General features: G+C 50.2%; 13 protein-coding genes. 7 read left to right on the forward strand and 6 right to left on the reverse strand.

Annotated elements, in window-relative coordinates:
* Positions 1-905: tRNA (adenosine(37)-N6)-threonylcarbamoyltransferase complex transferase subunit TsaD (gene tsaD, locus RSC70_RS19015; protein ID WP_332543168.1), on the forward strand; the 905-nt coding region annotated here is incomplete at its 5' end.
* Between the two features lie 46 nt (positions 906-951).
* Here tsaD and plsY read toward each other — a convergent pair.
* Positions 952-1,608, reverse strand: coding sequence for a glycerol-3-phosphate 1-O-acyltransferase PlsY (plsY, locus tag RSC70_RS19020; RefSeq protein WP_063585880.1), 657 nt, complete (start codon positions 1,606-1,608; stop codon positions 952-954).
* Between the two features lie 228 nt (positions 1,609-1,836).
* On the opposite strand from plsY, the gene folB reads away from it, so the two are divergent.
* Together folB and bacA are read left to right on the forward strand one after the other, a co-directional pair.
* On the forward strand, positions 1,837-2,193 hold the full coding sequence (folB, locus tag RSC70_RS19025) for a bifunctional dihydroneopterin aldolase/7,8-dihydroneopterin epimerase (protein ID WP_040046250.1): 357 nt from the start codon (positions 1,837-1,839) through the stop codon (positions 2,191-2,193).
* Between the two features lie 137 nt (positions 2,194-2,330).
* Entirely contained in the window at positions 2,331-3,149 is an 819-nt protein-coding gene (bacA, locus tag RSC70_RS19030; RefSeq protein ID WP_063585879.1) for an undecaprenyl-diphosphate phosphatase, read from the forward strand.
* A gap of 60 nt (positions 3,150-3,209) precedes the next feature.
* Here the strand turns inward: bacA and RSC70_RS19035 are convergent, their stop codons facing one another.
* The 4 genes from RSC70_RS19035 to RSC70_RS19050 all read right to left on the reverse strand — a co-directional run bounded on the left by RSC70_RS19035 (position 3,210) and on the right by RSC70_RS19050 (position 7,471).
* Positions 3,210-4,457 (reverse strand): multifunctional CCA addition/repair protein, encoded by a 1,248-nt coding sequence (locus RSC70_RS19035; RefSeq protein WP_332543169.1) that lies wholly within the window; start codon positions 4,455-4,457, stop codon positions 3,210-3,212.
* Positions 4,458-4,633: 176 nt separating this feature from the next.
* Positions 4,634-5,251 (reverse strand): TIGR04211 family SH3 domain-containing protein, encoded by a 618-nt coding sequence (locus tag RSC70_RS19040; protein WP_040046247.1) that lies wholly within the window; start codon positions 5,249-5,251, stop codon positions 4,634-4,636.
* A gap of 220 nt (positions 5,252-5,471) precedes the next feature.
* Positions 5,472-6,737 (reverse strand): inorganic phosphate transporter, encoded by a 1,266-nt coding sequence (locus tag RSC70_RS19045; RefSeq protein WP_332543170.1) that lies wholly within the window; start codon positions 6,735-6,737, stop codon positions 5,472-5,474.
* A 53-nt stretch (positions 6,738-6,790) separates the two neighbouring features.
* Positions 6,791-7,471 carry a TIGR00153 family protein gene (locus RSC70_RS19050; RefSeq protein ID WP_332543172.1) on the reverse strand — a complete coding sequence of 227 codons (681 nt, stop codon included), beginning with the start codon at positions 7,469-7,471 and terminating at the stop codon, positions 6,791-6,793.
* A gap of 158 nt (positions 7,472-7,629) precedes the next feature.
* Between RSC70_RS19050 and RSC70_RS19055 the strand changes: the two genes are divergently transcribed.
* From RSC70_RS19055 to RSC70_RS19070, 4 genes are all read left to right on the forward strand, one after another.
* The gene (locus tag RSC70_RS19055) at positions 7,630-8,952 is read left to right on the forward strand and encodes a CYTH domain-containing protein (protein WP_043491003.1); all 1,323 of its coding nucleotides are present in this window, start codon (positions 7,630-7,632) and stop codon (positions 8,950-8,952) included.
* A gap of 103 nt (positions 8,953-9,055) precedes the next feature.
* The gene (gene glnE / locus RSC70_RS19060; RefSeq protein ID WP_332543175.1) at positions 9,056-11,890 is read left to right on the forward strand and encodes a bifunctional [glutamate--ammonia ligase]-adenylyl-L-tyrosine phosphorylase/[glutamate--ammonia-ligase] adenylyltransferase; all 2,835 of its coding nucleotides are present in this window, start codon (positions 9,056-9,058) and stop codon (positions 11,888-11,890) included.
* A 94-nt stretch (positions 11,891-11,984) separates the two neighbouring features.
* Positions 11,985-12,230 carry a type II toxin-antitoxin system CcdA family antitoxin gene (locus RSC70_RS19065; protein ID WP_130970639.1) on the forward strand — a complete coding sequence of 82 codons (246 nt, stop codon included), beginning with the start codon at positions 11,985-11,987 and terminating at the stop codon, positions 12,228-12,230.
* Complete coding sequence (locus RSC70_RS19070; RefSeq protein ID WP_234618789.1) at positions 12,230-12,547, forward strand: CcdB family protein; 318 nt, start codon at positions 12,230-12,232, stop codon at positions 12,545-12,547. Before RSC70_RS19065 ends, RSC70_RS19070 begins: the two co-directional genes overlap by 1 nt.
* Before the next feature lie 65 nt (positions 12,548-12,612).
* Here RSC70_RS19070 and RSC70_RS19075 read toward each other — a convergent pair whose 3' ends face one another.
* Entirely contained in the window at positions 12,613-13,542 is a 930-nt protein-coding gene (locus RSC70_RS19075; RefSeq protein WP_025799036.1) for a Kdo(2)-lipid IV(A) acyltransferase, read from the reverse strand.
* Positions 13,543-13,547 lie beyond the last annotated feature (5 nt).

Genomic DNA, 13,547 nt, shown 5'->3' on the forward strand with positions numbered 1-13,547 from the left:
CTGATTACGGTGGCGTTGTCCCTGAACTGGCATCTCGCGACCATGTGCGCAAAACAATTCCCCTGATTCAGGCCGCCTTAAAAGAAGCTAATTTAACGGCAAAAGATCTCGATGGCGTAGCCTATACCGCAGGTCCCGGTCTTGTTGGGGCTTTATTGGTGGGTGCAACCGTTGGGCGTGCATTGGCTTTTGCGTGGGATTTGCCTGCGGTTCCTGTTCATCATATGGAAGGCCATTTGCTGGCACCGATGCTGGAAGATAATCCGCCCGAGTTTCCTTTCGTTGCGCTGTTAGTTTCAGGTGGTCATACCCAACTGATTAGCGTTACCGGTATGGGGAAGTATGAATTACTGGGCGAATCCATTGATGATGCAGCGGGCGAAGCATTTGATAAAACAGCCAAACTTCTAGGGTTAGACTATCCTGGCGGCCCGATGTTGTCGAAAATGGCACAGCAGGGTGAAGCTGGACGCTTTGTTTTCCCGCGCCCAATGACCGATCGTCCTGGACTTGATTTCAGCTTCTCTGGCCTGAAAACATTTGCGGCAAATACGATTCGTAACAACGAATCCGATGATCAAACCCGTGCCGATATTGCCCGTGCATTCGAAGACGCCGTGGTGGATACGTTGGCGATTAAGTGCAAACGCGCCTTAGAGCAAACCGGTTTCAAGCGTTTGGTTATGGCGGGTGGCGTGAGCGCTAACCGTACTTTGCGTGCTCGCTTGGCTGAGATGATGAAAAAACGCGGTGGCGAAGTCTTTTATGCACGCCCTGAGTTTTGCACCGACAACGGCGCAATGATCGCTTATGCGGGCTTGGTTCGTTTGAAAAGCGGCGTGAATGCGGATTTAAGTGTCTCGGTTCGCCCGCGCTGGCCTTTGGCTGAATTGCCTGCGGTGTAATCCCAAAAATAAACATAAAAATGGCGACCTCTGGGTCGCCATTTTGCTATTTGTCGCTCGATTTTTCTTCCTGAATTTCTTCAGTTGCTGCGTTAGCGGCTTTTTTGCGGTTCTTGAGCTTCTTCCAGATCTTGGTTTCTTGCCCGCGCCACAGACGCTGGATATTGTCGTGATGGCGCATCAAAATTAAGCAGGAAAGCATCGCCACTGGGAACGTAAACTGTGGCTTGAACCACCATACGTAAAACGGAGCAACCAGTGCGCTGACGATTGCGCCTAATGAGGAGTATCCACTCAACAGAACGGTAAGTAGCCATGTCACCGTCATTAGACCGGTGAGATCCCAGCCAATTGGCGCGATGGCACCGAATGCCGTCGCCACGCCTTTTCCGCCACGAAAATGGAAGAACACCGGATAGATGTGGCCCAAACAGGCCGCAATAGCGGTTAACCCGAGATAAAGCGGGGCAACATCAAACTTATAGGCGAGCCAAACCGGCAACATGCCTTTAAGCACATCAAAAATCAGTACCGCTGCGGCTGCGGCTTTACCGCCAATGCGTAACACATTGGTGGCTCCCGGATTTCCAGAGCCGTTCTCACGAGGATCGGGCAAGCCTGCAATACGGCAGACCACAATTGCACTGGAAATGGAGCCGCACAGATACGCGAGAATAATCATGCCTAACGCAGTCGCACTCATAACTCAGCTCCGTCTTATGTTGTTTTGTCCCCATCACCCTTCAAGTTACCGTTGCGATGTCTATACTCTTCGCTTGCCGTTTTCTGAACTCGAATGATTTAGGGTATATATCAAAAGATATAAAAGGGTATAAAGGGCAAGGGTCGTTTTAACAACCATATCTGTGGATAATACGCACATTCAAACAGAAGTGGTATCCAACCAAAGGCAAAAACAGAGAATCACGTGATGGACATCGTATTTATTGAAGAATTAACCGTCATCACCACAATCGGTGTTTATGACTGGGAACAAACCATTCGTCAGAAGCTTGTATTCGACGTTGAGCTGGCGTGGGATAACCGCAAAGCGGCGTTGAGCGATGACGTGGCAGACTGCCTTAGCTATGCTGACGTGAGTGAGGCGATCATCAAGCATGTTGAACCCAACCAGTTTGCGCTGGTTGAGCGTGTGGCTGAAGAAGTAGCGATGATGCTGATGGATAAATTTAATAGTCCGTGGGTTCGCATCAAAGTCAGCAAACCGGGCGCCGTGGCGCATGCGAAAAGTGTCGGCGTGCAGATTGAGCGTGGAAAGCGCGTTTAATCAATCAGATCAATGAGACTTAAATGTCATATTGGCGAAACTTTATTGAATTAGCCTAGTCACAGTCATACTTCATAAGTGACGCTATTGCGTCACTTTTTTGCGTGCGTAGCACTTTTGAAAAGGGTAGTACTTTTATGGATCTGCATTTGCTGATCAATGCGTTTATTCTTGGGGTTGTTGAAGGTGTTACAGAGTTTTTGCCGGTATCGTCGACGGGGCATATGATTATCGTCGGACACTGGCTTGGATTTGAAGGTGATAAGGCAAAGACCTTTGAAGTTATTATCCAACTAGGCTCGATTTTGGCGGTTGTTGTGATGTTCTGGCGTCGCCTGTTTGGTTTGATTGGTATTCATTTTGGCCAGCCTCCGGTGCATGAGGGCAAAACCCAAGGACATCTGACATTAGGCCATATCCTGCTTGCGATGATCCCTGCGGTAGTCTTGGGGCTGGTGTTTCACGATGCGATAAAAACCCTGTTTGCGCCACGAACCGTTGTGTATGCGCTGGTCGTCGGTGGTTTCCTACTGCTGGCAGCGGAGTGGCTTAAACCAAAGCAGCCTCGCGCGGTTGGGCTAGACGATATTACCTATCGTCAGGCATTTATGATTGGCTGTTTTCAGTGTTTGGCTCTTTGGCCGGGATTCTCTCGCTCTGGTGCGACCATTTCAGGCGGGATGTTGATGGGCGTGAGTCGCTTTGCAGCGTCTGAATTCTCATTCATTTTGGCGGTGCCAATGATGATGGGGGCCACCGCGTTAGAGCTGTATAAGAGCCTGCCGTTCCTATCTATGGCTGACTTACCAATGTTTGCGGTTGGTTTTGTTACTGCATTTGTTGTGGCATTAATTGCGATTAAAACGTTCTTGAGCGTGATTAAACGGATCTCTTTTGTTCCCTTCGCGATTTACCGCTTTATCGTTGCCGCAGTGGTTTACATGGTATTCCTGTAAACAGTGCGCTGAGTAACGAAAAAAGGCCTACGGTTTTTACCGAGGCCTTTTTTGTAGGTGTTAATCGCGGCTTTCTTCCTGCGGAGAGACGTCCTGCTTCCATTCTTTGAGCGCATTTAAGCGGCGCTGTTGCAGCTCCTCACGGATTTGAGGCCCTTTGAAACCGGCATCGACAACGTCACGCACAGATACACTTTCTGCCACTTTGCAGGCTGCGCGCAGGTAGTCGCCTTGAGGGTAGGGGTTGTTTTCAAATCCAGTACGCCCACGGGCATCGGCTTCGCTGGACATAATCATTTGTTCCAAACGCTGTGGTTTGCGCCAAACGTCAATAGAATCAAATAATTTAAGCAGCGTGACGGGCCGCAATTTCTCCACGGTATGGATCAGATCGTGATATTCAGCGACGATTTTTGCCAGTTCACGAATGGCGTTGGGTACGCGTAAACGTTGACAAAGTGCTTCAACCAATTTCACGCCCGCAGGGCCATGACCGTGGTGATGTGGCCAATACTCTGGCGGCGTTAATCCCTTGCCTAAATCATGCGTTAGCGTAGCGAAACGCACGTCGATCTCATCGGTAAGCTCGGCTGCGATAGCCAATGCCATCAGCGTATGAATCCCCGTATCAATTTCTGGATGCCATTTTTCGGGGGCCGGTACGCCAAACAGATTGTCGATTTCAGGGAACAATACGGCTAACGCACCGCAGTCACGCAGCACTTGGAAATAAACCTGTGGGCTCTGGGTGATCAACGCTTTTTCTGTTTCGCGCCAAACTCGCTCAGGCGTCAGATTTTGTAGCTCATTATCCGCCGTCATCTGTGCCATCAGAGCCATTGTTTCTGGTGCGACGTGAAAGCCCAAATGAGCAAAGCGAGCTGCAAAGCGAGCAACGCGCAAGACTCGCAGCGGATCTTCGTGAAATGCGTCTGATACGTGGCGTAGAACCTTGATGTTAAGATCGTTTAGGCCACCGTAAGGATCGATGAGCGTTCCATCAGCACTTTCAGCCATCGCATTGATGGTAAGATCGCGGCGCAACAAATCTTGCTCTAGGGTCACGTCAGGAGCGAAATAGGTGACAAAACCGGTATAGCCGTGGCCTGATTTACGCTCGGTGCGTGCTAGTGCGTATTCTTCGCGGGATTTTGGGTGCAGAAAAACAGGGAAATCTTTACCAACCTGCTGAAAACCTTGTGCCGTTAATTCTTCAGGTGTTGCACCTTCGATGACCCAATCACGGTCATAAACGGGTAAATTCAGTCGCTTATCGCGTACGGCTCCGCCGACCAAAAAAATCTTCAAACTCACTTCCTCACAGACGCCTTCCACATTCTTCGTAATCGGATAATCCGAGGGGGAAAGGCATAACACAGTTATTCGGATAAGATGATTTGTTAACTATAGGTTATGACAAACAGGTTACGACAAACGCGCCGTGCACTGAAATAAAAAAACGCCGCAAGCGGCGTTTTCTAAGATTAGTTCATCCAACGATCTTTTTTGCGTCGTGGAATTAGGCGAGGCAACAGCAAGCCTAGCAGCAAGCCGCCACCGGCAACGCCGCCGCCGTATAAGAACCACTGCATAATGATGCCGCGCTTTTTATCATCTAACTGAGTGTTGATGGCGCTAACGCTTTTCTGTGCGCTGGAGAGCTGTTCTTTCAGCTTTTGATTTTCTGATTTTAGACCGTCGATGGTGCTGTCGCTGTTGGCCACTTTTTGCTGCATTTCCGCGGTGCGCTGGTTCCAGCTGTTATCGATGTTGGTCAGTTTGTCAGTCAGCGTTTTTACCTGCTGCTCTAATTCTGGCACGCGGCTACGTAAGCTTGGCTCGGTGCTCAACTGCTCCATCGGCAACCACACGGTACGGCCTTTGGCATCGCGTACCTGACCATATTTGTTGTCCGCGTTAACGCTCAGTAGTTCAACTTCTTCACCCGCATTTAATGTTCCAACGATACGATACTGATTACCTGGGCCGCTATGGACGTAAGTATTCAGCTCATCGGAAATGTAACGCTTCTCTTCAGCGTGAGCATTCAGCGTGAAGCAGGTGGCGAGTAGTGTTAAACAAACTAAGCGAAATTTATGCATCTGATTTTCATTTTTAAGTGGGTGAAGAGACAAAATAGTACGGGGAACAGTGTGGCGACGCAATGAAAAATCCGAAATGGGAACTATCTGACTTCTAAAGCGGGTCGTTACACCTTTTGGAATGCATGGCTAAAAATTAATAGGCCTGATAATTGCTTATCAGGCCAGAGGTTTCATCTATTTATTTGGCTTTCATCGACGGTTTGACGAAAAGCACGAATTAGCCAAACAGTGCCTGCAAAATATAAAACAGCACGATAGATAACCCTGCGCCCGCTGGCAGGGTAATAATCCACGAAGCCACAATGTTGCGCACCACGTTAAGATTTAACGCCGCAATACCGCGAGCGAACCCCACGCCTAACACCGCACCTACCAGCGTTTGCGTGGTGGAGATCGGTAATCCGGTTCCAGAGGCAATCACAACGGTAGACGCAGTCGCAAACTGAGCGGCAAAGCCTCGGCTCGGGGTAAGATCGGTGATGCCGCTGCCTACGGTTTCCATCACGCGCCGTCCCATTAATGCCAGCCCAACCACGATGCCTACTCCTCCTAGCGGTAATATCCACCAGACGATAGGTGACGTGGAGGCGAGCGCTAAGGGATCGTGCACAATGGCTACGATGGCCGACAATGGGCCAATCGCGTTGGCGACATCGTTAGAACCATGGGCAAACGCCATCGCACACGCGGTAATCACCATCAGCAAACTGAAGACTTTCTCTACGCCTCGGAAATGGTCTTCTTCATCGGAGTTATCGGTGAATGATTTACGCGATAGGTAGAAATAGCCACCGATCATCACTAACAGAGATAGCGCAATCGAGATAATCCATGTTTCACCGTTGGTAAGATGCAGCCCTACATGTTTAAGGCCTTTTTTGATGGTGACCAGCAAAATAACCAATGAGGTCAAAAACATATAAATCGGGCCATAGCGGCGTGCATTGGCGAAGGGATTATCGGTATTAAAAATTAAACGCTGGGCGCTGAGGAAAATACCATAAGCCACCACGCCAGAAATCAGCGGGGTAATAATCCAACTGCCCACGATGCCTTTTACGCCGCCCCATTCCACGGCGTCTGGCCCAACGGATACACAGGCGAAGCCAATAATAGCGCCAATAATGGAGTGCGTGGTTGACACTGGCCAGCCCATCATCGAGGCTACGATGAGCCAGATCCCTGCCGCCAGTAACGATGCCATCATGCCGAAAATCAGCACGTCTGGCTGTGCGCTGAACGCGCTGGTATCAATGATGCCGTTGCGGATGGTCTGAGTAACTTCTCCTCCGGCCAGATAGGCACCGGCAAACTCAAAGATCATGGCGATAATGATCGCCTGACGGACGGTGATTGCGCGAGCGCCAACGGAGGTGCCCATTGCATTTGCAACGTCATTAGCCCCAATACCAATCGCCATCAGCAGGCCGAAAAATGCCGCGATGAAGATCAGCAAAGTGCCGTGGTCAGCAATAATTGCCATTTGTGTTAGTCCAAAATATCAAAAGATTAAAATTAACAGTGAGAAACCCATGACTACGTGCGAGCTAGCATAAGCTCAAGGCGAGACCCCACGTGCAGTGATTCATCGGCAAGGCTGCCGATCCATTCCATTACCTGATACAGGCACATCACATCGATAGGGTTATACTGTGGCTCGAGCGCCAACAACGCCTGACGCAGCAAGATTTGTTGATGGTCGGTATCATCTTCAATGTGATCCAACTCCATCACCATCTGCTCAACCAGCGACGCTTCACGCCCACGGAAGCCGGTTTCTAACAGTTCGTCCAGTTCGTGGATCACTTTGTTGGCCTGCGTGGTAGCATCTAGGCAACGTTGCAAATAAACCATGAAGTCGGTTTGCATCGATTCCGGTACCATGAGGTGGCGGCCGATGACTCGGCCAGCAATATCTTTAGCGCGATTAGCCAAACGATCTTGCTGAGTCACGAGATCGAGCATATCGGTTCGATCAACCGGTAAAAACAGCCCGCGTGGTAGCTTGAGGCGAATTTCTCGTTTCAGCACATCAGCCTGTTTTTCCAGCAGAGAAATTTGCTCACGAAGATGTTGAGCGTTTTCCCACTGTTGTTGAGCCGTGGCTTGGAAGAAAGGGACGAGCAGCGAGCAACATTGGTGCACGCTGCTGGCATGTTCCTGAAGTGGTTTCAGGGGAGACTTGGCAAACAATCCTAATATAGTATTTACTGGCATCACTCATGCACCTTTTGATGGTTTTCTGCGCAAAAGTTGTCAGAAGGGTGCGCATGTTAACTGATGTGTTTTATGTTGCACACCATTTTTGTATTTCAGCCTGAACTTATTGATATAGTTCGGTAAAACCTTAATGTGAACCAATTATGACCGAAGCTATGAACGTCGAAATCGAACTAAAATTCATCGCTACCCCAGAAGTAGCGGAACAACTTTCTCAGCGTTTGGCTCCATGGCCAAATGTTCATACTGCGGCGCAAAAACTCACCAATATCTATTATGAAACCGCCGATAACACCTTGCGTAGTTATGACATGGGTTTGCGTATTCGCGGATACGGCGATCGTTACGAAATGACGCTTAAAACTGCGGGCAAAACCGTGGGAGGGCTGCATCAACGCCCTGAATTTAACGTTGACCTCAAGGCCGCTGAATTAGACATTCATTTGCTTCCTGCGGAAGTATGGCCAGAAGGCTGTGATCTTCAGGCGCTTCAAGCCGCACTTTCACCGGTGTTTAGCACGCATTTCGCACGAGAAAAGTGGGTGGTTACTTACCGTTCAAGTGAGATTGAGGTGGCGCTGGATCAGGGCGAAGTGAAAGCCGGTGAACTCAGCGAGCCTTTATATGAAATTGAACTGGAGCTGAAATCGGGCAGCCGAGAGGATTTGCTCTCTTTTGCTCAAGAACTCACGGCTGAAGGCGGTCTGCGTTTAGGTAGCTTGAGCAAAGCCGCGCGTGGTTATCACTTGGCAAAAGGCAATCCGGATCGAGAGATCGTTCCGTTGGGTATACTAAAAGTTGCGCCAAAGGCTAACGTTGAACAGGGCATGACCGATGCCTTTACCTTCGCGCTGCGCCACTGGCAGGCTAATGAAGAAGTCTGGCTGCACGGTGATCGTAAAGCCCAGAAAACCGTGCTTGAGGCAATCGAGCTGCTGCGCCAGATTTTTGTGTTATTTGGCGGTTTGGTACCGCGCAAGGCTAGCACCGCGCTGCGAGCGGGCCTCACCGAGCTAGAAGAGCAGTTGGCAACGCCGCGTCTCGATGCCAAAAAAGTCTGCTTTAGCCCGCTGTATCTGAATACCCAGTTAGCGCTTACTCGCTGGATAGCCACCGCAGAATGGCGTTCTTTCGTGACAGATAAAACGCAAACCAAGCTGAATGGATCGTTTAAACGCTTCGCCGATATCATGCTGGGGCGTACCGGTGCGGAATTGAAAGAAGCCTTCGAACATGTGCAGCACGGCGGTGAGTATCAGGACAAATATGTCCGTTTGGTTCGTCAGTTGCTGCTGTTCCATGTGCTTTCAGGGGCCTATCCTGAAGAAGCTGTGGCGGAGTATTTATCTGGCTGGCACACGCTGCAGCAGGCGATTATTCAGAAGCAAGATGCCTACATTGAATCCACGCGTAAGCATGCGATGGATCAGCCCACATTCTGGTTAAATGGTACTCAAAAACCTTCCGTCAACGACTAGCAATAGGTTAGTTGGCTCTCCTCCCTGAGGCTAGGGAGGAGATAGAAGAACTCACTACATCATCGTTTTCGTCTGCAAATAGGCGTTTATTCAGGGAGTGTTTATGTCTGAGTCTGCTTCTCGCGTGCTTCCCCCTTTGCTTGAGGCTCAGGCCGCGCAAATCTCGGAGCGTTTGGTTATTTCCTCTTTTGAAGATCGCAGCGCGTTGGCGCTGAGCGATTTCATGAGTGAAAACTTTATCGCGCACCCCGAATGGTGGCAGCAACTGCATGACACCCCCCCTCAGCCTGATGAGTGGAAAAACTATGCTCATTGGTTGGATGAACAATTAATCGACGCTGATGATGAAGTGAGTTTGATGCGTGTGCTGCGGCTGTTTCGGCGTCATATGCTGTCGCGAATTTCATGGATGCAATCACTCAAACTCTGTGAAACCGGTGATACGCTGCGCCAACTAAGCGAACTGGCTGAAACACTGATTATTACCGCGCGCGATCGCCTATATCAAACCTGCTGTGCCGAATGGGGTACGCCGTGCAATGCGCAAGGTGAGCCGCAGCCCTTGTTGATTTTAGGCATGGGAAAACTGGGTGGTGGTGAACTAAACTTTTCGTCGGATATCGATCTGATTTTTGCCTATCCAGAAAGCGGGGTGACGCAAGGTGGACGGCGTGAGTTAGACAATGCCCAGTTTTTTACCCGCTTGGGGCAGCGTTTGATCAAAGCGCTCGATCAGCCCACGGTAGATGGATTTGTTTATCGTGTTGATATGCGCCTGCGCCCGTTTGGAGACAGTGGCCCGTTAGTGCTGAGCTTTGCCGCGCTTGAGGATTACTACCAAGAACAAGGACGAGATTGGGAACGTTATGCGATGGTCAAAGCTCGTCTGATGGGCGGCAATGAAGACGCCTATAGTCAAGAGTTACGCCGTACGCTGCGTCCGTTCGTATTCCGTCGTTATATTGATTTCAGCGTTATTCAGTCGCTGCGCAATATGAAAGGCATGATTGCCCGCGAAGTGCGCCGCAGAGGCCTGAAAGATAATATTAAGCTGGGTGCTGGTGGTATCCGCGAAATTGAGTTTATCACGCAGGTTTTCCAACTGATTCGCGGTGGGCGTGAGCCGTCTTTACAGCAGCGTGCGCTCCGGCCTTCACTGTTGGCGATTGGTCAGCTTGGTTTACTTAAGACTGAGCAGGTTGCAGATCTCACTGAAAGTTATCTGTTTTTACGCCGGTTGGAAAATCTCCTTCAGGCTATCAATGACGAACAAACCCAAACGCTGCCTAACGATGAACTGAATCAGGCTCGCTTAGCTTGGGGAATGGGCGTTGCGGATTGGGCACAGCTGATGGCGCAGCTAGAGCAAAAGATGCTGGCTGTGCGCGCTATTTTTAACGAATTAATCGGCGATGATGAGAGCGAAGAAGAAAGTGCGGAAGCATCGCGCGAGCAGTTTGCCGCTCTGTGGCAAGATTTGCTGGATGAACGGGATCTAGACCCCTTCACGCCACAGTTAGAGAGCGAGTCACGTCAGCTATTGCTGCGTTGTATCAATGATTTCCGCAGCGATGTTGATAAACGCACCATCGGGCCTCGTGGCCGCGAAGTACTCGGCCAACTGATGCCAGCGCTACTCGGTGAAGTTTGTGCCAGAGAAGACGCTGTACGCGTGCTGCAACGTCTAACTCCGCTATTGCTCAACATCGTCACGCGCACCACGTATCTGGAGCTGCTGGTGGAGTATCGTGCGGCGCTGAGCCAACTGATTCGCCTGTGCGCGGCTTCACCGATGGTGGCGACGCAGCTGGCTCGCTATCCGCTGCTGTTGGATGAACTGCTCGATCCAAACACCTTGTATCAGCCCGTTCCTCAAGATGCCTATCGCGATGAGCTACGCCAATATTTGATGCGGGTTCCCGCCGATGATGAAGAGCAGAATCTTGAGGCGCTGAGACAGTTTAAACATGCGCATCAACTGCGAATTGCTGCCAGCGATATCTCAGGAGCGCTGCCGGTGATGAAAGTCAGCGATCATCTCACCTATCTTGCTGAGGCGATGATTGATGCGGTGGTGCAGCAGGCGTGGACACATATGGTTGGGCGTTATGGCCAGCCGACGCATCTGCAAGGGCGTGAAGGGCGAGGGTTTGCGGTACTCGGCTACGGAAAATTGGGCGGTTGGGAGTTAGGTTATAGCTCCGATCTCGATCTTGTTTTCTTGCTCGATTGTCCGTCTGATGTGATGACCAGCGGCGAGCGCAGCATTGATGGTCGCCAGTTCTATCTGCGCTTGGCGCAGCGCATTATGCATCTGTTTAGCACGCGTACGTCATCAGGGATTTTGTATGAGGTAGATGCTCGACTTCGCCCTTCTGGGGCTTCAGGCATGCTGGTGAGCACCGTCGAGTCCTTTGGCGAGTACCAGCGAAACGAAGCGTGGACGTGGGAACATCAGGCCTTGGTACGTGCCCGCCCTGTCTATGGTGACGTGCAGATCCATCAGCAGTTTGATGCGATCCGCCATGAGATTTTGTGTTGTTCGAGAGAAACGAACACTTTAAAAATTGAAGTCCGCGAGATGCGCGAAAAAATGCGTCAGCATCTGGGCGGTAAGCATCGCGATCAGTTCGATATTAAAGCCGATGAGGGAGGCATTACGGATATTGAATTTATCGCTCAATATCTGGTGCTTAACTATGCCTCGCAAGAACCCCGCCTCACGCGTTGGTCAGACAACGTGCGTATTTTTGAGCTGATGGCGAACTACAACATCATGCCAGAGGAAGAAGCGGCGGCGCTGACGCAGGCCTATGTGACGATGCGTGATGCGATCCACCATTTAGCGCTGCAAGAGCAGTCGGGGGCCGTCGGGCTGGATGCATTTGTTGCTGAGCGTGAACAGGTGCGCCGTAGTTGGGCTACGTGGTTGGGGTAGAGAATAAAATCTTTGCGAAGCTGTGCGCAAATTTCAACCGTTTCTCTTTTTGTTGTTCTATAATGCGCATAAATTATGCGCATGGAGTTTCGTGATGAAACGTAGAACACTTCTGACGGGAAGCAAAAAGGCGGTGAATGTGAGCATCGATCAGGGACTGATTCAGCAGGCTAAAGCACTTAACATCAATTTATCTGCCGTGATGGAAGAGGCTTTGCAGCAGGTTGTCATCGCAGAGGGACAGCGACAGTGGCTTGATAGCCATCAACAAAGCATTTCTGCCTATAATCAAGATGTTGAAGAGAACGGTGTATTCAGCGATGGCCTGAGGTCTTTTTGATGAGCCAGTTTGCCGTCTACAAAAACCGAGATCGGGCTTCTGCAAAACGTTTTCCGTATCTTCTGGATGTTCAGCACGATTTCTTATCATCGCTGGCGACCCGAATGGTTATCCCATTGGGGCTCAAAACCACATCATCGTTGGCTGAACAAGAGCGACTGATCCTGAGCTTTAAGATTGAAGAACATGAGGTGTTACTAATGACGCCGCAGATGGCCGGAGTCGCATTGTCGCAGCTAGGGGAACAGGTCGACGACTTGGGGTATTGCCGAGATGATATTGTGGCAGCGATGGATTTTCTAATATTTGGTTATTAGTGGTTTCTTCCCTGAAACCTCTCTTCTTTGAAATCTATTTAAGCAATCAGCGTTAGTGCTCTGAGCTAGTAGCGTGAAGGCATTCCTTTGGGGCGAGTCTTAAAGCGGCGATGCATCCACATATATTGTGTCGGTGCACGTAAGATCTCTTGCTCGACGACTTTATTCATAGCGATAGCGGCGACGGTTTCGTTTTCCAGTGGGAAATCCTCTAACCGTGGCTGAATCACCATGGTATAGCCGCTGCCGTCTTCGGCTCGAACCGCGTTAAACGGGATAATGGCCGGTTTGCCCATGCGAGCCAGAATGTAAGTGCCCGTTGTAGTGGCAGCTTGCTCAACGGCAAACAAGGGAACAAAAACGCTGCTACGTGGGCCATAGTCGTGATCGGGCGCGTACCAGACAATTTCACCCTCTTTGAGGGCGCGGATCATGCCTTTAACGTCTTTACGGTCGAGCATATATTTATTGGAGCGCAGACGTCCCCAGGTTTGCATCCAGTCCACAACTTTATTGTCGTTAGGACGATAAACACCGACGCCAGGGTTATGAACGCCAAAAATACGTGCGCCCAGCTCTAGCGTTAGGAAGTGCAAACCAATGAGCAATACGCCTTTGCCTTCCTGCTGAGCTTTAGCGATGTTTTCTAAGCCTTCAGCTTTGCACCAGCGATTAATGCGCCACGTTGGCCAAAACCAAGCCATACCGGTTTCAATGAGCCCCATACCAACGGACTCAAAATTTTTGGCAACTTTTGCTCTACGTTCAGCTTCACTCATTTCGGGGAAGCAAAGCTCTAAATTGCGTAGAGAAATTTTTACCCGGCGTTTCATAAATTTCATCGCAGTTCTACCTAACCACGTTCCAAATTTATACAGCCATGGATAGGGCAGAAGCACTAAAATGTAGAGCACTCCCAGCCCCAACCAAGTTAACCAGTAACGTGGGTGCAGTAATTCGCGCTCGAATTTCGGGTAAACATGATTGTCAGCCATAACGG

Source organism: Hafnia sp., from assembly GCF_036648275.1.
Taxonomy (GTDB): domain Bacteria; phylum Pseudomonadota; class Gammaproteobacteria; order Enterobacterales; family Enterobacteriaceae; genus Hafnia; species Hafnia alvei.

Coding starts and splice junctions, on each gene's coding strand:
- plsY (WP_063585880.1), bottom strand. CDS start 1,608: ATGAGTGCGACTGCGTTAGGCATGATTATTCTCGCGTATCTGTGCGGC.
- folB (WP_040046250.1), top strand. CDS start 1,837: ATGGACATCGTATTTATTGAAGAATTAACCGTCATCACCACAATCGGT.
- bacA (WP_063585879.1), top strand. CDS start 2,331: ATGGATCTGCATTTGCTGATCAATGCGTTTATTCTTGGGGTTGTTGAA.
- RSC70_RS19040 (WP_040046247.1), bottom strand. CDS start 5,251: ATGCATAAATTTCGCTTAGTTTGTTTAACACTACTCGCCACCTGCTTC.
- RSC70_RS19045 (WP_332543170.1), bottom strand. CDS start 6,737: ATGGCAATTATTGCTGACCACGGCACTTTGCTGATCTTCATCGCGGCA.
- RSC70_RS19050 (WP_332543172.1), bottom strand. CDS start 7,471: ATGCCAGTAAATACTATATTAGGATTGTTTGCCAAGTCTCCCCTGAAA.
- RSC70_RS19055 (WP_043491003.1), top strand. CDS start 7,630: ATGAACGTCGAAATCGAACTAAAATTCATCGCTACCCCAGAAGTAGCG.
- glnE (WP_332543175.1), top strand. CDS start 9,056: ATGTCTGAGTCTGCTTCTCGCGTGCTTCCCCCTTTGCTTGAGGCTCAG.
- RSC70_RS19065 (WP_130970639.1), top strand. CDS start 11,985: ATGAAACGTAGAACACTTCTGACGGGAAGCAAAAAGGCGGTGAATGTG.
- RSC70_RS19070 (WP_234618789.1), top strand. CDS start 12,230: ATGAGCCAGTTTGCCGTCTACAAAAACCGAGATCGGGCTTCTGCAAAA.
- RSC70_RS19075 (WP_025799036.1), bottom strand. CDS start 13,542: ATGGCTGACAATCATGTTTACCCGAAATTCGAGCGCGAATTACTGCAC.